This window comes from Asaia sp. W19 (genome assembly GCF_003994335.1).
Taxonomy (GTDB): Bacteria; Pseudomonadota; Alphaproteobacteria; order Acetobacterales; family Acetobacteraceae; genus Asaia.
Genome location: NZ_PNQZ01000061.1, coordinates 80,631 through 99,883, shown reverse-complemented (window position 1 = coordinate 99,883; position 19,253 = coordinate 80,631). Strand labels below are relative to the sequence as shown.

Annotated in this window: 15 protein-coding genes; 8 read left to right on the top strand and 7 right to left on the bottom strand. The window is 61.9% G+C overall.

What is annotated here, in order from left to right; all coding sequences use genetic code 11:
* Positions 1–192 precede the first annotated feature (192 nt).
* Genes C0V97_RS11605 through C0V97_RS11595 form a run of 3 tightly spaced genes read left to right on the top strand, consistent with a single transcriptional unit; the run spans position 193 to position 2,485 of the window.
* Positions 193–798: a hypothetical protein gene (locus tag C0V97_RS11605; RefSeq protein WP_127102754.1), complete on the top strand. Its 606-nt coding sequence runs from the start codon at positions 193–195 to the stop codon at positions 796–798.
* The gene (locus C0V97_RS11600; RefSeq protein ID WP_127102753.1) at positions 795–1,874 is read left to right on the top strand and encodes a sensor histidine kinase; all 1,080 of its coding nucleotides are present in this window, start codon (positions 795–797) and stop codon (positions 1,872–1,874) included. The genes C0V97_RS11605 and C0V97_RS11600 overlap by 4 nt, the downstream gene beginning before the upstream one ends.
* Positions 1,871–2,485 carry a response regulator transcription factor gene (locus tag C0V97_RS11595; protein WP_127102752.1) on the top strand — a complete coding sequence of 205 codons (615 nt, stop codon included), beginning with the start codon at positions 1,871–1,873 and terminating at the stop codon, positions 2,483–2,485. Before C0V97_RS11600 ends, C0V97_RS11595 begins: the two co-directional genes overlap by 4 nt.
* Here C0V97_RS11595 and C0V97_RS11590 read toward each other — a convergent pair whose 3' ends face one another.
* From C0V97_RS11590 to C0V97_RS11575, 4 genes are all read right to left on the bottom strand, one after another.
* Positions 2,486–3,556, bottom strand: a complete 1,071-nt coding sequence (locus C0V97_RS11590; RefSeq protein ID WP_233582137.1) for a glycosyltransferase family 4 protein — start codon at positions 3,554–3,556, stop codon at positions 2,486–2,488. It lies immediately after the preceding gene.
* A 101-nt stretch (positions 3,557–3,657) separates the two neighbouring features.
* The gene (locus tag C0V97_RS11585; protein ID WP_127102750.1) at positions 3,658–5,514 is read right to left on the bottom strand and encodes a heparinase II/III family protein; all 1,857 of its coding nucleotides are present in this window, start codon (positions 5,512–5,514) and stop codon (positions 3,658–3,660) included.
* A gap of 27 nt (positions 5,515–5,541) precedes the next feature.
* Complete coding sequence (gene rpe, locus C0V97_RS11580) at positions 5,542–6,216, bottom strand: ribulose-phosphate 3-epimerase (protein ID WP_127102749.1); 675 nt, start codon at positions 6,214–6,216, stop codon at positions 5,542–5,544.
* A 33-nt stretch (positions 6,217–6,249) separates the two neighbouring features.
* Positions 6,250–7,512 (bottom strand): RsmB/NOP family class I SAM-dependent RNA methyltransferase, encoded by a 1,263-nt coding sequence (locus C0V97_RS11575; protein ID WP_127102748.1) that lies wholly within the window; start codon positions 7,510–7,512, stop codon positions 6,250–6,252.
* A gap of 78 nt (positions 7,513–7,590) precedes the next feature.
* Here C0V97_RS11575 and C0V97_RS11570 point away from each other — a divergent pair, with 78 nt between their 5' ends.
* The 5 genes from C0V97_RS11570 (at position 7,591) to C0V97_RS11550 (ending at position 13,426) form a co-directional block, all read left to right on the top strand.
* Positions 7,591–8,268 carry a YggS family pyridoxal phosphate-dependent enzyme gene (locus C0V97_RS11570; RefSeq protein ID WP_127102747.1) on the top strand — a complete coding sequence of 226 codons (678 nt, stop codon included), beginning with the start codon at positions 7,591–7,593 and terminating at the stop codon, positions 8,266–8,268.
* A gap of 156 nt (positions 8,269–8,424) precedes the next feature.
* Positions 8,425–10,413: a potassium transporter Kup gene (locus tag C0V97_RS11565; RefSeq protein WP_127102746.1), complete on the top strand. Its 1,989-nt coding sequence runs from the start codon at positions 8,425–8,427 to the stop codon at positions 10,411–10,413.
* Positions 10,410–11,567: a radical SAM family heme chaperone HemW gene (hemW, locus tag C0V97_RS11560; protein ID WP_127102745.1), complete on the top strand. Its 1,158-nt coding sequence runs from the start codon at positions 10,410–10,412 to the stop codon at positions 11,565–11,567. Before C0V97_RS11565 ends, hemW begins: the two co-directional genes overlap by 4 nt.
* 347 nt (positions 11,568–11,914) lie before the next feature.
* Entirely contained in the window at positions 11,915–13,000 is a 1,086-nt protein-coding gene (locus tag C0V97_RS11555; protein ID WP_127102744.1) for a nucleoside hydrolase, read from the top strand.
* A gap of 3 nt (positions 13,001–13,003) precedes the next feature.
* Positions 13,004–13,426 carry a DUF1489 family protein gene (locus tag C0V97_RS11550; RefSeq protein ID WP_127102743.1) on the top strand — a complete coding sequence of 141 codons (423 nt, stop codon included), beginning with the start codon at positions 13,004–13,006 and terminating at the stop codon, positions 13,424–13,426.
* Here C0V97_RS11550 and C0V97_RS11545 read toward each other — a convergent pair.
* From C0V97_RS11545 to pnp, 3 genes are read right to left on the bottom strand one after another with little or no spacing between them, the layout of a single operon-like run.
* Positions 13,364–15,379, bottom strand: a complete 2,016-nt coding sequence (locus C0V97_RS11545) for an FUSC family protein (RefSeq protein ID WP_127102742.1) — start codon at positions 15,377–15,379, stop codon at positions 13,364–13,366. The two genes, C0V97_RS11550 and C0V97_RS11545, sit on opposite strands and share 63 nt — an antisense overlap.
* Positions 15,380–15,413: 34 nt before the next feature.
* On the bottom strand, positions 15,414–16,844 hold the full coding sequence (locus tag C0V97_RS11540; protein WP_127102741.1) for a nitronate monooxygenase family protein: 1,431 nt from the start codon (positions 16,842–16,844) through the stop codon (positions 15,414–15,416).
* Positions 16,845–16,904: 60 nt separating this feature from the next.
* Positions 16,905–19,058, bottom strand: a complete 2,154-nt coding sequence (gene pnp, locus C0V97_RS11535) for a polyribonucleotide nucleotidyltransferase (RefSeq protein WP_127102902.1) — start codon at positions 19,056–19,058, stop codon at positions 16,905–16,907.
* Positions 19,059–19,253 lie beyond the last annotated feature (195 nt).

The window sequence follows — 19,253 nt, the reverse complement described above, 5'->3', positions numbered from 1 at the left end:
AACCGGTCTGACGCGCCCGTTCCGGACAAACGCCGAATGTGGCGCGGACAGAAGCGATTGGCGAGCTACCTCCTGCGCAGCTGAACAAAATGTCACGTCGCGTCAGAATCACGGCGTGACGACGCACACTTCTTTCCGGGCTGGCGCTGCCCCATGATCGCTCCATGATGTCCTGATCATGGGAGCCTCGCTATGACACCTGCCTCACCCCGCAAGCACCTGCTGCGCTACGCCGCGACCGATCTGACAGGCCTCGCCTTCGCTGCGATCTGGGCTTCACGCGGTCTCTCGGCCCTCTCCGTTTCACCCAGCTACTCACTGGCGGCAATCGGGATCATCAGCGCGCCGCTGGCCTGGGGTTTTCTCACCCGTGATCTCGCTCTCGCCCGGCCCGAGATCGTGATCGATCACGCGCTGGCCAAACGGGCAAGGCGCGCACGGATCATTCTCCTGTTTCTTGCCGGGACGATCACTGGCATGCTGCACCGCCCCAATCTGATGATCATTGCGGCCGGAATGATCATTGGCGGCTCCTATCTGCCTCTCGGTCGGGCCATGAACGAGCCGGTTCACCTGGCAACGGGCATGGCCATCATGATCATCACGCTTGGCTCGCTACCCCTGCCCCCTCCCTATCATCTGGCGGTCGCGGGGCTGGGTACGGCGCTTTCCTGCTGGCTCGGTGCGGTCATGCGCCTGTTACGCAGCACCTATCCGACAGACCTTCCGGATCGCACGAGCCTCGAGGAGAGCACGGGAGTTGAAACCATGACCTCTCCCGGGAGGGCCGCACCATGAAGAGGGCAAGCCTCGTCTTCCGGCGCAGTACCTTCGCCATCTATCTGCTGCTCTATCCGCTACCATGGCTCGCGCGCGGTATTCCCCCCTGGGGGGGCATCGCCTTCATCACCGGGGTGATCGTCTTCCTCAGCTTGCCATTACTCCCCGGCAAATTGAGTCCGGCCATCGAGATACGCGCATTCGCCTATGCCGCAATTGGCGCTGCCCTCATCCCCTTCCAGGGATATTGGGGGGTGTTCTTCATCTCGGCCGCGGCAACCTGCGGCGCGATCACTCGACGCCCACGCAGTCTTACCCTACTCGGCGCCATACTCGCCGCCTATATCCTGATCGCCTGGGCGGTTCGGGAAGAGGTGATCGGCGGCCTGATAACGCTCATCGTCGCGGTCGGAACCTTCGTTACGATGCGTCTGTCGATGGATCTGCATCGTCAGAACGAGGCACTCTCCGCAGCGCAGAACGAGATAAGGGCGCTGACCCTGATTGCCGAGCGGGAGCGCTTCGCCCGGGATCTGCACGACACGCTGGGTCACTCCCTGACCCTGATTGCGCTGAAATCGGAGCTTGCCCAACGTCACCTTCCCCATGCTCCCGAGATGGCAGACAAGGAGATTGCAGAGATTGGCCTCAAGGCCCGGCAAGCCTTGGCCGAAACGCGCCTGGCTGTCACAGCCATGCGGGTCACGGGACTGGCACAGGAACTGAGTGCCGGGGTCGATGCCCTGACCAAGGCGGGCATACGCACGGAGATCTCGGGGGAGAGTGAGCTCATGCCGGCGCGCAGCGAGGGGGTTCTGGCAATGGCCCTGAGAGAGAGCCTCACGAACATCCTGCGTCATGCCAAGGCGGCCTCTTGCCAGATCAGGTTCCAAAATCCGCCCTCAGGCCCGGCACAGCTCGAGGTTTCCGATTACCACGCTCGCGACTCAGCCTCCGAAAACGTCCTGTCATTTCGGGAAGGAAATGGTATAAGCGGCATACGCGCGCGTCTGGCCGAGATCGATGGCACCTTGTCCATCCTTCATCGCCCGGATGGAACGACGCTCGTCATTACGCTCGGAGACGCATCATGAGGCAGAAGCTGCGCCTCGTTGTCGCTGAAGACCAAGTCATGCTTCTCGACGCCTTTGCGGCGCTGCTTGCGCTCGAGCCTGATTTCGAGATCGTGGGCAAGGCACGTGACGGTCAGGAGGCTTTGACTCTGGTCAGGGCACACAGACCCGACATCGTTCTGACAGATATCGAAATGCCAGAAATGAGCGGGATCGAACTGGCAGAAGCGCTTCATACCATGCGTGCCCATACGGTTGTGGTCATCGTGACCACCTTCGCGCGGGCTGGCTATCTCAAGCGTGCGCTGAATGCCGGCGTGCGGGGCTATCTTCTCAAGGATGCCCCTATCGCGGAGCTGAGCGATGCGCTGCGCAATATCGGCCGTGGCGGTCGGGCCATAGCGCCGAGTCTCGCCCAGCAGGTATGGGATGCGAGCCATGATCCGCTGAACCCACGCGACCGGGCCATCTTGCGGCTGGTCGAGTCCGGTCAGTCAAGCGAACAGATCGCCTCGGTTTTCGATCTGTCTCCCGGCACGTTGCGCAACTGCTTTTCGGATATCATACAGAAGATCGGCGCGCGCAACCGCGTCGAAGCCAGCCGTATCGCCCGCCAGAATGGCTGGCTCTGATCAATCCAACAGCGCTACCACACGCGCCAGGACACGATTTTCGGCATAGAGACTCTTGGCCCTCTCGCGTCCGGCCATGCCCATCGCAGACCGAAGCGAAGGATTGCGGACAAGCTGAACCAGCGCCTCGCCCAGAGGAGCTGCGAGCCCAGGCGGGACGAGAAATCCTGTTTCTCCCTCCACGACCTGTTCTCTGGGGCCACGTATCGCGCTGGCAATTACGGGTAACCCTGTCAGCATCGCCTCGATGACTGACATCGGCAACCCCTCGAAATGGCTCGGCAGCACGAAGATATCGGCCCCGGCGAGCAATCGCGCCGTGTCCTCGCGGTAACCGAGCATTTTCAACCGATCGCCCAGTACCAGAGCCGCATGGGCGAACTCGGCCTCCATCCTGTCGCCATGATCCGAAGCGAGACGTTCGCCCACGATCACCAGCACAGCGTCGGGCACATACTCCATGGCCCGCAGCAATTCCGGATATCCCTTGTGCCGCACCAGACGGGAGACGGCGATGACCACCACGGCCTCGTCAGAGAGTCCGAGTTCACGACGCATCGCCTGACGGGCGTCAGCATCGGGGCGGTAGAGCGCAGGATCGCGTCCATTCCTCACAGCTTCCGGCCAGGGATGAATGCGCAGTCGGCGTGCATCCCGAGCCTCTTCCTGCGAGACAGTCATGTAGCGATCAGTGATCTGACCTGCGAGCCATTCGACCAGAAATGACAGGAGTCGACGTCGACGCTTGCCCGGCTGATTGAACAGGAAGCCGTGACAGGTATAGGCGATGCACGGCACATCACACCACCACGCGGCCAGCCGCGCCAGAAATCCGCTGATAGGCATATGCCCATGAACAAGATCAGGCCGGGTACGCCGAATCAGCCTGATCAGGGCAATCAGGGCGCGTATCTGCGCGACAGGTGAGAAGGACCGCGCCATTGGCAGGGGATGGACGACGAAACCATCCGCACGAAGGACCGCAAGATGCGGCCCCTCGGCACAACCGCCCTCGACCACATGGCCGGCATCGCGCAGGGCACGCATGAGTGGATGCAGGAATTGCCGCATCGAGAAATCGACATTGGTGATTTCCAGAATGCGCCGAGGCCCCTCATTCGGCAGCAGGGTGTCGCCCGGCGAGGTTCCTCTTCTGCGCGATCGCCTCCTGCTCATTCCGGTACACGCTCCATCACCCATTGTATCACCTGACGCGCAGGCAGCGGCTCGATGGGTCTGGCTGGGGCAGATAGCCTCGTCGAACCGGCATCGTTGCCAGCGGATCCCGGCCCCGAGGCCGGCTCCCCGGCATCATCTGTCTGGTTTTCCGGGGAGGAGATGTCAGAATCTGCGGTGGAGGAACCCTGTTCAGCCCTCTCTGCGCCTCCCAGCGGCTCCGAGCCGTTCTCGAAATCGGCCGCCTCGTGCGCAGCCACTGGGTCATCGGCGTCAGGATCCGCCTGGACGGGAAGAGGCGCGCGCAAAGAGGCGGGGCGGACAACGATCTGAAGGGAGGGCACGGGCTTATCACCCCCCGCATAGACACTTTTCTCAAGAGAGAGCAGACCACCCTCCTGCCTGAAGCGCCAGATCATACCACCCGCATGCATCAGCACCTCGTCCCCATCCGGCGCCAGCTCGGCCTGCACAGTGGGATGCAGATGAAAGCGCAACGCAAACGCAACGCGGCGCTCGCCATCCACACATTCCTCACCGCGCAGATCTTCTCCCGATGGGCCAAGATAAAGGCGACGACGCCAGCTCGCACCAAAGCCCGGATACCAACCATCATGCTGCCCATCGAGCCAATGCGCCCCATCCTGGGTCTGATGGGTAAGAGTGACATGAGCCGGGCGTCTGGCAATGCTTCCCGCAGGGTCGAAATCGCAACAGGAGGTCTGTTCGATCACAGCCGAGGAATGAGCCGCTGTCTCGCGCAGCGCGCGCTTCCAGGAGCCGCTGGCTGCGCCACCGCAATTAACGAAGAGCCTTTGCCGACCATGAGAAAACTCAAGTGCAAGCGCACCCGCATGGGCACTCTGATCATAACCGGTCGCAGGCGGTGCTGCGCCATCGACAAAGAGCAGAGCCTTGCCTGCTGCAATACGCCAGAAGCCGCCATCGGGCATGGAGGCGGCCAATAATCTCTGTCGCGCGCCGTACTGGATGATCCGGTCGATCTGACGGTCATCCTGCTCCTTGCTTCCGTTGAACAATGCCAGGCCGCCATCGCCATGGCGCAGCGCGCGCAGAACGGGGCAGACCCGTGCAAGGGCACCCTGCACACGCTCGGACGGATCAAGCTGCGCCATGCGCATGAAAACGTTGATCTCGGCCAGTTCGCGCGCCGCTTCCATTTGGGCCTGCGGACTACGTTCGCGCAGCGAGCCATCAGGCTGGATCTGACGATCGAGTTCCTGCTCCAGGAAACGATGGAAGCGATGCAGAAATCCGGTCTGGGAGGGAATGGCCACAGCCACAGCCAGCAAGCCCTTGAGTGCGGTGAAGTTCTTCCAGCCCTGTTCCGGCAAGGGCAGCATGATCGAAATCAGCCTGCCCTCGACCAGAATACGGTCCATCACGCTCTGGCGAAAAGCCTCACTGGCCGAAGCCCCATAAAAATCGAAATGCCCCAGCCATGACGCCAGACGCGCTCCCGCTGCCGGAGCGTTGAGGACGAGCGGGTCGATTGGAGGCTGGTCCAGCCAGCTCGCGACGATGGATCGTGCATAGAGTCGGGCTTCATCGCTGCCCAGAGCACGCAGATCGCGCAACCAGGTGAAGCCCTGTAGCCAGTCGCGCACCGGCCCTGCGAGATCGGCATATTCCCAGTCATGCGCACGGAGCGGAATATTCCGCCCCTCGAACCGTGCAATTCCACTGACAAGACGCGCGCCATGATCCGGATTGCCCGGCCAGATATCGCGTATGGCATGAACGGGGCGATCGGGCGCGCGGGCAATACCCGGCACGCTCGATGGAAGCCGGGCAAATGAAAGACGAGCTTCACGCGCCCAGCGTCCGAACATGCCGGTAGGATCCCCTTGGTCAGATGATCAGGACAGGCTCCCCGCCTGTCTCAGAGATGTGATCGCTGCAGCATAGTCGTCTTGGCCGTAGATGGAAGTCCCTGCGACCATCATATCCGCACCGGCACCCGTCGCGAGGGGGGCTGTGGCGAGATCGATACCGCCATCGACCCCGATACGGATATCACGACCCGTGGCGTCGGCCATCTGTCGAAGCTTGCGGATCTTGGGCACCTGGCTTTCGAGAAATTTCTGACCGCCGAACCCCGGGTTGACCGTCATGACCAGAATAATGTCCACCAGATCGAGCAGATAGTCGAGTGCCTCAGGGGGCGTACCGGGACAAATGGCGATGCCGGGCTTCTTGCCCAGGGCACGGATGTGCTGCAGCGTCCGATGCACATGCGGGTTGTTCTCCACATGCACATGGATATGGTCGGCTCCCGCCTTCGCAAAAGCCTCGATGAAGGCATCGGCCGGCTCGATCATCAGATGAACATCGAAAGGCTTGTCTGTCCGGTTGCGCAGGGCCGCCACCATGCCCGGGCCAAAAGTCATGTTCGGGACGAAATGCCCATCCATCACATCGAGATGCAGCCAGTCGGCCCCATCGCGCACCACGGCCTCGACTTCCTCTCCCATCCGCGCGAAATCGGCGCTGAGAATGCTCGGTGCAATCAGGGGCGTCTTCAACTGGGGCATAATCCTACCTTCTCTCTGGTGAGCCGATCTGTTTCAGCTGGTCTTGCGCAGCCTTGCCGCAAAAAATCCATCCATGCCACCGCGCTCGGCCCACATGCCGGGATGCGTGCGGAATGTTCCCTGTTTCGTGAGGGCTTCCTGCATGGAGGCGAGCTCTTCCGCCGTGAATGGCTCGAGCGCCCAGCCGCGCTTGAGCGCCGCAGCCACACGCTGGGGACCTTCCTCATCCTGAAGCGAGCAGACGGCATAGAGCATCACGCCGCCCGGCTTGAGCATGGCGCCAGCCGCATCGATCAGCTTGTCCTGATCCTTCGCAAGCGCCAGAACGTCGCGCGGGCGCTTGACCCAGAGCACATCCGGATGACGGCGTAGCGTGCCTGTGGCTGAGCAGGGCGCATCCAGTAGAACGGCATCGGCCTTGTCCTCTGGCTGCCAGACCAGAGCATCCGCCACCACGACACTCGCCTCGAGATCGAGACGTTCCAGATTCTGCTTCAGACGCCTTGCGCGCGTTTCTTCCCGCTCGACCGCAACCACCTTGGCCCCGGCCACCGCCAGCTGCGCCGTCTTGCCGCCCGGCGCCGCGCAAAGATCAATCACGCTCTGGCCGGGCTGGATACCCAGCAGTCGCGCCGGCATGGTGGCGGCCGCATCCTGCACCCAGAACGCCCCCTGATCGAACCCCTCCAGCTCGGTCACGCGCGTACCGGGCGCAAAACGCACGCTGCCATTGGGCAGTGTCTCGCCGCCTTCGGGCGCGGTGGCACCCGGGCGCAGCGTCAGGTCGATCGGTGCCTCACGATGCAGGCCGGCGGCGATATCGCGCGCCCTGTGTCCCCAAGCCGTCCAGAGCCACGCCGGCACGTCCAGGCGATCCGCATCCAGACCTTCGGCCAGTTCGTCGCCATCACGCGCGACGCGACGCAGCACGGCATTGGCCAGCCCGGCAAAGGGCGCCAGTCCCCGGCGGCGCAACAACGAGACAATCGTGCCGACCGCTGCATGCGGAGGGGTTTCGAGATGACGCAGCTGCGCCACGCCCATAAGCAGGGCGCAACGCACTGGCGTCGGAGGCTCACGCCGCAGCAGGGGCTGGAGCAGTTCGGTCATGCTCCCCATGTGTCGCAGCACGGTCGCGGCGAGCCGATGCGCGCTGGCGCGATCGCGCGGATCGGTCAACGTGCTGCGGTCGAGCGTCGTCTCCAGCATGCGTCGATGCTCGACGACACCGCAGAGAATATCAAAGGCCAGATCGCGTGTCGGATCGGCGGGAATCTGAGAAGGTGCTTTGGACATTGCCTTGCCAATGGCATTTCGCGAAGCGCCGCGCTACCCCTTCTCGCACTCGAACCACAACAAGTTATGGAACCGGCCATGTCAGATGACACGCTTTCTTCCCGCCTGGACCAGATTCGCGCCCGGATCACGCAGGCCAGTGTCGCGGCCGGACGCCCCCCGGAGAGCGTAAAACTGGTAGCGGTCAGCAAGTTCCACCCGGCAGCCGCCGTCGAGCAGGCACTGGAAGCGGGCCAACGGCTTTTCGGGGAGAACCGCGTTCAGGAAGCGAAAGAGAAATTCCCCGCTCTGCGTGAACGCTGGCCTGATCTGCGTCTGCATATCATCGGCGGATTACAGACCAACAAGGCGCAGGAGGCCTGCCGACTGGCAGACGTCATCGAGTCAGTCGATCGCCCTGCCCTGGTCGATGCTCTTTCACGGGCATCAGACAGGCTAGGGCGCCTTCCGGATCTGTTCATCCAGGTCAACACGGGCGACGAAGCTCAAAAATCCGGCGTGGCGCGAGAGGAAGCCGGAGCGTTCATCGCATTGTGCAAGGCCCGTTTCGGCGAGGTCGTGAAGGGGGTCATGTGCATTCCGCCCGAGGACGAGGACCCGACAGCGCATTTCGCCTTTCTGGCCGCGCTCGCACATGAACATAAATTAATCGATTGTTCGATGGGGATGTCGGCTGACTTCGAGACAGCCATAGCGCATGGCGCCACGCTGGTGCGGGTGGGCACCGCCATCTTCGGCCACCGCCCGGCGCTCTGATTTCAACGATGCGATGCTTGCGGTCACGCGAGTAATGATCGTATGGCAAAGTTTATGTCAGTGATCGCTCACATCTGTGTGTGCCACCTATCGTGCTTGCCGTCGCAACTACCCCCGGCGCTCCACCCCTGCCGCTTGCCATGAGTTGGAACAGAAATGACAGACAGGCCTGACGGTCAGCCAGGTTCGACCAACGCCGCAGCAGCCCCGGCTGCGAAGACGGCGACCGCCGGACAGGGCTCGATCCGTGAGTTCGGCGCGGCTGAAGACCTGCACAAGAAGGCACCGGTCGGTCTGGCCGGTCTGCTGGGCGTGCTTGGGGTCGTCTATGGCGATATCGGCACGAGCCCGCTCTATGCCTTTCAGGCGTCGGTGCAGATTGTGGGCTCCATTCGTCATCCGGCCGAGAGCTGGGAGATCATGGGCATCGAAAGCCTGATCTTCTGGGCTCTGATGCTGGTCGTCACCATCAAATATGTCATGCTCGTCATGCGCGCCGATCATAATGGCGAGGGTGGGATCATCGCGCTGATGTCTCTGGCGCAGCGCGTGTGCAAATCGCCCCAGTATCGCTGGTTCTTCGGCATTGTCGGTATCGGGGGCGCCTGCCTCTTCTTCGGCGATGGCATCATTACCCCCGCCGTTTCAGTGCTTTCGGCCATCGAGGGTATCGAAGTCTCGGTCCCATCCGCCTCCCATATCATCATCCCTGTCGCCATCATCATTCTGATCGCGCTGTTCAGCGCCCAGGCACTCGGTACGGGCAAGATCGGCCGCGCTTTCGGTCCGATCATGATGATCTGGTTCCTGACGCTTGCCGTCATGGGCGTCCATTCGATCATGCAGACGCCAGGCATCCTCATGGCGCTGTCACCGTATTACGCGGCGCAATTCGTGCTGTATCACGGCTGGCTCGCCTTCATCGCGCTGGGGTCCGTTGTACTGTCCGTAACAGGGGCCGAGGCGCTTTACGCCGATATGGGGCATTTCGGACGCGCGCCCATCCGCTATGCGTGGCTGTTCTTCGTCCTCCCCTCCCTGACGTTGAATTACCTCGGCCAGGGAGCGCTGCTGCTGCGCGATCCGGCAGCGCTGCAAAACCCGTTCTATCATCTCGCTCCCGGGTGGGCGCAGATCCCGCTCCTGCTTCTCGCTACCATGGCCACCGTGATTGCAAGCCAGGCCGGAATATCGGGTGGATTTTCGCTCTGCCGCCAGCTCATACAGCTCGGTTATCTGCCGCGTATGCGGATCACGCATACCAATGCCGAAGAAGAGGCCCAGATCTACCTGCCCGTCTTCAACTGGGTACTGGCGCTCGGGTCCATCCTGCTGGTGCTCTCCTTCCGCTCTTCCTCGGCTCTTGCCGCAGCCTATGGCATTGCCGTGACCGGCACCTTCATGTGCACCGCCGTTCTGGCCATGGTGGTGTTCCGTCGCGTCTTCAACTGGAGCGCACCGCTTGCGGGGCTGGTTTTCGGGTTCTTCCTGCTCAGTGACGGCACGTTCTTTGCCGCGAATGTGCTGAAAATTCCCGATGGGGGTTGGGTGCCGCTCGCCATCGGCGTGTCGGCCACCATTCTCATGACCACCTGGGCCCGGGGACGCAGCCTGATACGCGCGCGTCAGCTTGCGGACTCGCTGCCCATGGCCTCATTCCTCGCCAGGCTGCCGCAATCGCGCACCGTGCGCGTCCCCGGCATGGCGGTATTCCTGACAGCCAATCCCGACACAGTACCGACCTGCCTGCTGCACAACCTCAAGCATAACAAGGTTCTGCACGATCACGTCCTGTTTGTGACTGTGCAGAACCTCGATCAGCCCGAAGCCGAGCGTGGCCACCGCGCCATGGTGCAGGAATTGGCGCCGAACATTCATCGAGTGATCGTACGCTATGGCTTCATGGAGATGCCCAATCTCCCGAAGGCACTCTCGGAGCTGAATGCCGCAGGGGTCGAATTTGACGCGATCCAGGCTTCCTATTTCGTATCACGTGAACTGGTCGTGCGCTCGACCCTGCCAAAACTCTCCATCTGGCGTATGTGGCTCTTCCTGGTGATGGTGCGTAACGCCGTGCCAAGCACGGAATTCTTCCGTATTCCGCCGGACCGCGTGGTCGAGCTGGGCGTGAGGATCGCGATCTGAGCGCAGCGCCTCCGCTTTCTCTCTACGTACATTGGCCATTCTGTCTGGCCAAATGCCCGTATTGCGACTTCAATTCCCATGTCCGCGACGTCATTCCCCATGAGCGCTTCACCGCTGCACTGCGTCAGGAACTCGCCCATGACGCCGCGCGCGCCGGGCGGCGCACTCTGCGCTCGATCTTTTTCGGCGGGGGAACTCCCTCGCTCATGCGCCCTGAGACTGTCGCGCAGCTGATCGATGACGCGAGACGTCATTTCGACGTTGCTCCCGATCTTGAAATCACGCTCGAAGCCAACCCGACCAGCGTCGAAAGAGCAAAGCTTGCCGCCTTTGCCGAGGCCGGGGTCAACCGGATTTCGCTCGGCATCCAGAGTCTGGAGGAAGACTCCCTACGTTTCCTGGGCCGCGAGCATTCGGCATCCCAGGCGATTCAGGCTCTGGAAACAGCGCGCACGCTTTTCCCGCGCCTCTCTTTTGATCTTATCTATGCGCGCCCCGGACAGAGCCTGAGTGCCTGGGAGGCCGAGTTGCGTGCGGCGCTCGCCCTCGCCTCGGATCATCTCTCGCTCTACCAGCTCACCATCGAACAAGGGACGAAATTCGAATCCCTGCATCGTCAGGGTCGCTTTGTCCTCCCGAAAGAGGACGACGCGGCGCGTCTTTACGAGAAGACCGCGGAAATAGCCGGGGAATTCGGGATGCGCGACTACGAGATCTCGAATTATGCGCGCCAGGGTGCCGAGAGCCGTCACAACCTGACCTATTGGCGCTATCAGGATTATATCGGCATCGGCCCGGGAGCCCATGGAAGACTCACGTTGGGTGACACGCTGCTCGCCACGCGCCGCCACCGTGCGCCCGAGATCTGGGCGGAACGCGTGGAACAACGCGGCAGTGGCTCAACAGAGGAAACCCCGCTCTCGAACGAGGAGCGTGCGCGCGAGGCCTTACTGATGGGGTTACGCCTCCGCGAAGGGATCGATCTCGGTTGGTTCACCACCCGCACGGGGCGAGTGCTGAAGGAGAGCGTGAACTCGTTCATTCTCGAAGCCGCATGCGAGGAGGGCTACCTCACTCTGGATGACACTCGATTGATCGCTACGGATGAAGGGCGCGTCCGGCTCGAGGCCCTTCTGGGCGCTCTGGTTCTTTGAGCGTCCTGACCTGGATGCCCCCCAGACAGCCGAGACGGCAGTCCGGCAGTCCGGCAGTCCGGCAGTCCGGCAAACGCCAGATAGATAACCCGGAAATCAGGGTCGAGCTGCACCTGATCAGCCTTACTCCAGCCAGCCCCTTCCAGACGCTCTTCTCCCCCCCGTAATTTTTGCGGTCAGGCCAGACCCTGTGTGGAACTCTCCGCTTCAGCGACCCGGCGCCTTCTTGGCGAAAAATTCAGGCCTTTCGTGATGTCGTGAGCCCGGGCGATCTTTTCAGCCCTGCGCAATCCTACCAGTATGTGTTTGGTGGGAACCAACCCGCCTTTCCGGAGTAAGAGCCTTCCATGCGTCGTTTCCTTGCCAGCCTGGCGCTCGCCGCCCTCACCATCGGGTCGCATGCGGCTCAGGCGAATGCCGGACCCGAACTCGTTATCGCCGACAACGATTATCTGGGCCCGGGCGGCTCGAATATCCAGTCTGTGCTGCCATTGCTGAACAATCCGAAGCTGAAGGTCCTTGGGCTGACAGTCGTCGCCGGAGATGATTGGGAAAATGCCGAAAGCGCCCGTATCCGCCGCTTTCTGGAAATTTCCGGCCATCGCGACGTACCCGTCTATGACGGCGCAACGCAACCTTTGATCAATACGGTCGCGCTCACCCGTCTGCGGGAACAGCAATTCGGTACCCTGCCCTGGAAAGGGGCATGGGGCGGGCTTGGATCGATGGAGAAGACGCCCGATACCCAGCCCGCCGTTGCAGACACCCCGGACGGCAAGCCGAGCCTGCAGCCACAGGGCGTACCTGCTGCGCTGTTCATGATCCAGCAGGTCCATGCCCATCCCCATCAGGTGACGATCATCGAAGCCGGCCCGATGACCAATCTGGCGCTGGCCATCAGGCTCGATCCCAGCTTTGCCAGCACGGCAAAGCAACTCATCTTCATGGGAGGCTATCTCGATCTGTCGATGATGTCCGTGACGGGTAACGCGGATAATGGATCGGATTTCAACCTGATCTTCGATCCCGAGGCCGCTCATATTACCCTGACGGCGCCATGGTCGCGGATCACGTCAATCGCGAATGTCTCGAATGACGTCATGCTGACGAAAGACGAGGTTGGAGCCATCGCCAAGGCCCATAAGAGCCCGGTCACGGAGTACCTTGTGAAATACTACGTGCCTCTTGCGATGTGGGACGAAGTCACGAGCGCGGTTGCCGCCGAGCCGAGCCTGATCACCAAGGCGCAGGATGCCTATATGGACGTCGAGACAGGCAAGGGTATCGGCTATGGTCACGCTTATGTCTGGCCGGACAGCCTCGCCCCCAGGGCGATGGGCGTACGCAAGGTGCGTATTGTCCAGGCTATCGATGTCGATCGTTTCAAGAAGCTTTATGCCGGATGGGCGCAGGGCTTCGAGGGAAAACACTGACTCTTGCTGAACATGATCAAACTCGTGGTGGGCTGCACCACGCTCGATGAACTCGCCGCCTGGATGCAGCGCGGCGAGCGCGTTGACGGATATGGCGTCATCCGTACCCGGACCATGCCGAAACAGGCAGACGAGATTGCAGGTCAGGGCTCGCTCTATCGGGTCATGGGGGGGCTGGTCCTGTGCCGCCAGCCCATCATGGGGTTCAGGCCCTTCACCCGGCCGGACGGCCAGCTCGGCACCCATATTCTGGTCAATGACGAGATCATTCCCGTCCAGCCAAGAGCCATGCGCCCCTTTCAAGGCTGGCGTTATCTCAGGTCCGAGGACGCGCCAGGCGATCTGAGCGGCTCTGCCGCCGTGTCAGGCCTCGAGGCTCTCCCCCCTGCTCTGCGCCGCAGCCTGTCCGAACTCTGCCTCATCTGAACAGCCACGACGATTGCCAAGGCGGATCACGAGCGCCTCGTCACCAAGGGCATTTGTTATGCCAGACAACTCCCCCCCATTGCGCAGCGCCTCGCGCCACTGCCCGAAGCGGGCGGCCTCCTGCGGGTCGGGTTCTCGCAACCCGTTCTGCATGTCGAAGCGATAAAGCGTAATCTCGCCGCTCAGCCGCCTCAGGGCTCTCAACGTCTCCTGTGTCTTGAGACCCTCGCGCTCGCGCAACTGCGTGACCAGTCCGCCAAAAAGGGGCAAACCCCCTTGGGAAAACTCCGCCGCGATACTCCTCATCCCCGCCTCCCTCTGGGCCTTGTCCGTATCCTGTGGGCGAACATCCCCTGACAGAACGAGCGCGGCATAACGACAATGAGCCTCCATGGCGCGCCGCAGGAGATGATCCCGATCGGTATTGCCGCGGTCGGGCCAGAGAATGAGCACGCAGAGGAGCGCAATGCCGCTACCGATCAGATTATCGAGCACCCGCGCCCAGATGATGCCCCCGCCCGGCATCAAGGCCTCGGCAATGACCACGACAAGCCCGGTCAGAAAAAACACCAGCATGGTATAATTGACGGCGCGCGTGGCGATGGCGGCGAGTGACATGAACACCGCCACACCAAGGAGTGCGGCCTTCCCAGGCAGGATGAACGCACAGAGCGCCGCCAAGAGAGAGCCTCCCACGCTGCCGATCACACGCTCCATGCTCCGGACAAGCGTGACATTTCCCGCAGGCTGCAGGACCAGAAGGGCTGCAATCAGCGCCCAATAGGAAAACCCCTCTCCGCCATACAGGCAGACGAGCTGAGTCAGGGTGAGCGCGAGACAGAGACGCCAGGCGTGATGCCAGATCGTGGGGGTAAGCGTGAGACGGGGCCCTTCGCGCGTCGTCTCCTCCTGCTGATGGCGGCGCGCAAATGCTCCGATCATGCGCGTGAAGGCCTCGGCACAGGCGAGGATGGGCCCTGCATTGACCACGCCCCCCATGCGGGACTCACGGTCAAGCGTGCGGGCAAGTTGACCCAATATCCTGAAATCTGGCTCGGGCCGTGCGGCCTGTCGCATGCATTCATGACAGGCGGTGCCGAGGCGCCGGAGCAGCGCGCGCAACTCTGACGCCAAAGGGCCTGCCTCCGCCACATGCTCGAGAGCGAGCAGCGCAGTAAAAACACGCTCGGCCGTCGCAAGGACTGCCTCCATGCGGCGTCTCAGCCGCAGATTGCCGTGACGTGCATCGAGCATCACCAGAAGCAGGCGCGCGCGCTCGATCGCGTTGCGAGCGGCCTGACGATGTACAGTCTCCCGCAGCCGCCCGGCTGCGAGTTCACGCGCCATCAGATCGAGAATGTAATAGGTTGCGGAAAGGCTGCGGCGCGCCGGGCCGTAGGGCTGCTGGCGCCAGAGAACAAGACAGAAAAGCGTGGCCAGTGCACCACCGGCAAAGAACAATCCGGCGATGAAGAGCGCCTGTACAGGCGATGCCGGAAAGCCCGTGGCTGCAACGGCGGCACACCCCGCCAGCGCCCAGAGCTGCATGACGGCCGGCGAAAAGACCCGCGCGAGACCACAGCCCAGACCGATAAGCGCGACCATTGGCACCGTGGCATAGGCTCCGAACACGCTCAGGGCCGAGACCGCGAAGACCAACCCCGTACCGGCCAGGGTGAACCCACCCAAAACCTGGAACCGCTCGCGATCCGGCCCACCCGGATCGATCAGGCAGGCCCAGAAACAGGCAAAAGCGATCCAGGCAAGCAAAGGCTGATCGAAGAAGAGCGACGGGGTGAGGGCCAGCGCCGTGACCAGCGCGGCGCGGCCGCCCTCATACAGGCTGAGCTGTTCCGGGCTCAGCGTGATGGCGTAGCGGGCGAGATGATTGGTGGAGGTCGTGAGAAGCGCGGCGAAGGGGCGAGAGGAAGAAACCCGGGAAATCCCCTTCATGATGCCGCAGCGCTCCCTTTCTGGAACGGGGCTTTCAGCGCCCCGTCATGATCTGCTCGACAAGCTGTCGGACAGTCGGTGTGAAGCCCTCAGCATAGAACGGATCGGAACCGAAACGCCATGCATTGGTCCCGCCGAACATCAGGTTATTATCGACCAGCGTATCAGCAGCCTCGATACCAAGGCTGTCATCCGCATGGGCGATATCCTGCAGGCTCTTCTGGATGCAGAAGGAGCGCGGATCGGATTTGGCGCCGTTTGTATAATTCGGCCCGCGCTGGCTCCAGTTGGAGAAGCGGCATTCCGACAAACAGCCCATACAGGCCACCTGATCGGCCACGATGATGCGACTTTCCTCAGGTGTGACGAAGACGAGCGTGGAGTCCGGGGTGCGCATGGCTTCGGTGTAGCCCGCAGCCTCCCAGGCCAGAACATGCTCGCGATCGGTCGCTGTCATCCAGACTTCGCGCTTGCGCGCACCAATCCCATGAGCCGTATCATGCTCACCCACGGGCTCGCTGCTATAGGCTACCTGACGCTCCGAGCGACCACGCAGGTTCAGCATGAAGCTGTTATTCACCGCCGATGAATAGAATCCGGTGGGTGAAAAGCGATTAAGATACACATCCCCCTCATGCAGGCGGCGCAGGCGGCGCTTCCATGCATCGGGAATAGGGCTCTCCTGTGTCAGGAGCGGACGTGTGCCGAACTGGAACACGATCGGCCCGATCTCGGGATTATTGAACCAATGCGCCCATTCCTCGAGCCACCAGACGCCACCCGCCATAATGATGGGCACGTTCTCGAGACCGAACTGGTTCATCGCCTTGCGCAGAGCGGCAACGCGCGGATAGGGATCTTCCGGCTTCAGCGGATTTTCCGTGTTCGAGAGGCCGTTATGGCCACCCGCGCGCCAAGGGTCCTCATAAACCACGGCACCAAGGAGCTCGGCTGTCTTGTGATAGGCCCGTTTCCAGAGTGCATTGAAGGCACGTGCGGAGGAGACAATCGGGTAGTAATGGACGTTGTGGCGCGCCGCGATCTCCGAGAGGCGATAGGGCATGCCCGCACCGCAGGTGAGACCATCGAGCATGCCGGGAGCACCTTCGAGGATGCCCTCGATGACCTGCTCTGCACCGCCCATTTCCCAAAGAAGGTTGGCATTGATCATACCATTCTTCCCCGCAATCTCGCGGGCTATACGCACCTGGGTGATACCGCCATCAATGGCGTAGCGAATCAGCTCTTCGTGCCGTTCGCGCCGCGTGCGGCCTGAATAGGTTTGCGGAATGCGGTTGCCATCTTCGTCATAACTGTCGGCATTGACGGCAGAGACCGTCCCGACGCCACCGGCAGCGGCCCAATGGCCGGCGGAAATACCAGTCGATACCGAAACGCCCTTCCCGCCCTCAACGAGGGGAAGGACATCCCGGCCAGCCATACGGACGGTATCAATCGACATCATAATCTATGTTGTACTCCGAAGGAGGAAGGACCACGAGGACCTTCCTCCTGAAACGGTAGGTCAGTCAGCGTCACGCTGCCTGGACGGACGGGCCGGCTTCGCACCGACGCTTTCCGAGATATCGGCGCCGCTCTGCTGGTCGACAACACGCATCGACAGCTTGACCTTACCGCGATCGTCGAAGCCGACGACCTTCACCTTTACGGCATCACCCTGCTTGACGACGTCGGTGGTCTTGGCCACGCGCCCGTCGGTCAGCTCGGAAATGTGGACCAGACCGTCACGCGGGCCAAGGAAGTTCACGAACGCGCCGAAATCGGCCGTCTTGACTACCTTGCCGTCATAGATGCGGCCAATTTCCGGCTCCGCCACAATGCCTTCGATGCGCGCAATGGCCTTCTGGGCCTGCTCGTCATTCGAGGCAGCAATGGTGATGACGCCTTCATCATTGATGTCGACCTTGGCGCCGGAGAACTCGACGATCTCGCGGATGACCTTGCCGCCCGAGCCGATCACGTCGCGGATCTTTTCCTTGGCAATGCTCATCGTGGTGATCTTCGGCGCATTGCGCGACACACCTTCACGACCCTCATCGAGGGCCTTCGCCATCTCACCAAGGATGTGAATACGGCCGTCACGGGCCTGCTCGAGCGCCACCTTCATGATTTCCGGCGTGATCGAGGTGATCTTGATGTCCATCTGGAGCGCGGTGATACCGGATTCCGTACCCGCTACCTTGAAGTCCATGTCCCCAAGGTGATCTTCGTCACCGAGAATATCGGACAGCACGGCGTAGCCACGATCTTCCTTGATCAGACCCATGGCGATACCGGCAACCGGGCGCGGCAACGGCACACCGGCATCCATCAGCGCGAGTGACGAACCACAAACGGTTGCCATCGAGGACGACCCGTTGCTTTCGGTGATCTCAGACACGATACGCACGGTGTAAGGGAAGCGATCCTTCCCCGGCAGCAGCGGATGGAGTGCACGCCATGCCAGCTTGCCATGACCGATCTCGCGGCGACCCGGGCTGCCCATGCGACCGCACTCACCGACCGAGTAGGGCGGGAAGTTGTAGTGCAGCATGAAGTTAGAGCGGTATTCGCCCTCAAGCGCGTCGATGATCTGCTCATCCTGCGTGGTGCCAAGCGTGGCCACGACCAGAGCCTGTGTTTCGCCACGGGTGAACAGCGCAGAACCATGGGCGCGCGGCAGGATGCCGACCTCGGACACAATCGGGCGTACCGTCTTGGTGTCGCGGCCATCGATACGGATGCCGGTCTTCAGGATGGCGCCACGAACGACCTGGGCCTCGAGTTCCTTGAGCATCGGCTTCGCCATATCGACGTCCAGGCCTTCCTCGACCAGACCTTCGATGATGCGTGCCTTGGCGGTTGCGATCTTCTCGTAACGAGCCTGCTTGGCCTTTTCCTTGTAGGCGTCGGCCATCAGCTTGGTGCCGATCTTCTCTACGCGCTTGCGCAGGGCGATCTGCTCCTTGGTGGGGCCCTCGAGGTCCCAGGGCTGCTTGGCTGCGTGCTCGGCCAGATCGATGATCGCATCGATAACGGGCTGGAAAGCGGCATGACCGGCGGTCACCGCTTCGAGCATGATCTCTTCCGAAAGCTCGGAGGCTTCGGATTCAACCATCAGTACGCCCTCGCTCGTCCCTGCAACGACGAGATCGAGCGCGCTCTCCTTCATCTCTGCAATGGTCGGGTTGATGACGAGTTGGTCATTGATGCGGGCAACGCGCGCCACGCCCACAGGGCCGTAGAACGGAATGCCAGACAGGGTGAGCGCAGCCGAACAACCGATCAGAGCGACCAGAGCCGGGTCATTTTCCATGTCATGGCTGAGAACGGTCGCCGTGACCTGCACTTCATTGCGGAAATTTTCCGGGAAGAGCGGGCGGATGGGACGGTCGATCAGACGCGAGATCAGCGTCTCGCTTTCGGAAGGACGGCCCTCACGCTTGAAGAAACCACCGGGAATACGGCCAGCTGCGTAGGCCTTTTCCTGATAGTTGACAGTCATGGGGAAGAAGTCTTGTCCCGGCTTGACCGACTTGGCGCCCACCGCCGTGCAGAGCACGACAGTATCGCCGTAAGTCGCAACGACCGCACCATCGGCCTGGCGGGCGATCTTGCCGGTTTCGAGAATGAGCGGGCGTCCGGCCCAGTCGATTTCCTTGCGGAAGTAATTGAACATCATTCTGTCCTGAGTAGGGGGCTTTGGCACGAGGCGCGATGATCCGGAGGGAACGGGCCCTGACTGGCTGGCAGCGTTTCGGACGGCATGGCAAGGATGGCCGGGATCGGACCGGCTTGTCACCATGTGGCCTGAAACGCCGAAGGCCGGTTCTGTCTCCAGCTTCAGCGTCCAGTGACGCAGCCTGTAGTCCCG

Coding starts and splice junctions, on each gene's coding strand:
- C0V97_RS11590 (WP_233582137.1), bottom strand. CDS start 3,556: ATGCGGCAATTCCTGCATCCACTCATGCGTGCCCTGCGCGATGCCGGC.
- C0V97_RS11570 (WP_127102747.1), top strand. CDS start 7,591: ATGTCAGATGACACGCTTTCTTCCCGCCTGGACCAGATTCGCGCCCGG.
- C0V97_RS11540 (WP_127102741.1), bottom strand. CDS start 16,844: ATGATGTCGATTGATACCGTCCGTATGGCTGGCCGGGATGTCCTTCCC.
- C0V97_RS11605 (WP_127102754.1), top strand. CDS start 193: ATGACACCTGCCTCACCCCGCAAGCACCTGCTGCGCTACGCCGCGACC.
- C0V97_RS11575 (WP_127102748.1), bottom strand. CDS start 7,512: ATGTCCAAAGCACCTTCTCAGATTCCCGCCGATCCGACACGCGATCTG.
- C0V97_RS11545 (WP_127102742.1), bottom strand. CDS start 15,379: ATGAAGGGGATTTCCCGGGTTTCTTCCTCTCGCCCCTTCGCCGCGCTT.
- C0V97_RS11565 (WP_127102746.1), top strand. CDS start 8,425: ATGACAGACAGGCCTGACGGTCAGCCAGGTTCGACCAACGCCGCAGCA.
- C0V97_RS11600 (WP_127102753.1), top strand. CDS start 795: ATGAAGAGGGCAAGCCTCGTCTTCCGGCGCAGTACCTTCGCCATCTAT.
- rpe (WP_127102749.1), bottom strand. CDS start 6,216: ATGCCCCAGTTGAAGACGCCCCTGATTGCACCGAGCATTCTCAGCGCC.
- C0V97_RS11555 (WP_127102744.1), top strand. CDS start 11,915: ATGCGTCGTTTCCTTGCCAGCCTGGCGCTCGCCGCCCTCACCATCGGG.
- pnp (WP_127102902.1), bottom strand. CDS start 19,058: ATGTTCAATTACTTCCGCAAGGAAATCGACTGGGCCGGACGCCCGCTC.
- C0V97_RS11585 (WP_127102750.1), bottom strand. CDS start 5,514: ATGTTCGGACGCTGGGCGCGTGAAGCTCGTCTTTCATTTGCCCGGCTT.
- C0V97_RS11595 (WP_127102752.1), top strand. CDS start 1,871: ATGAGGCAGAAGCTGCGCCTCGTTGTCGCTGAAGACCAAGTCATGCTT.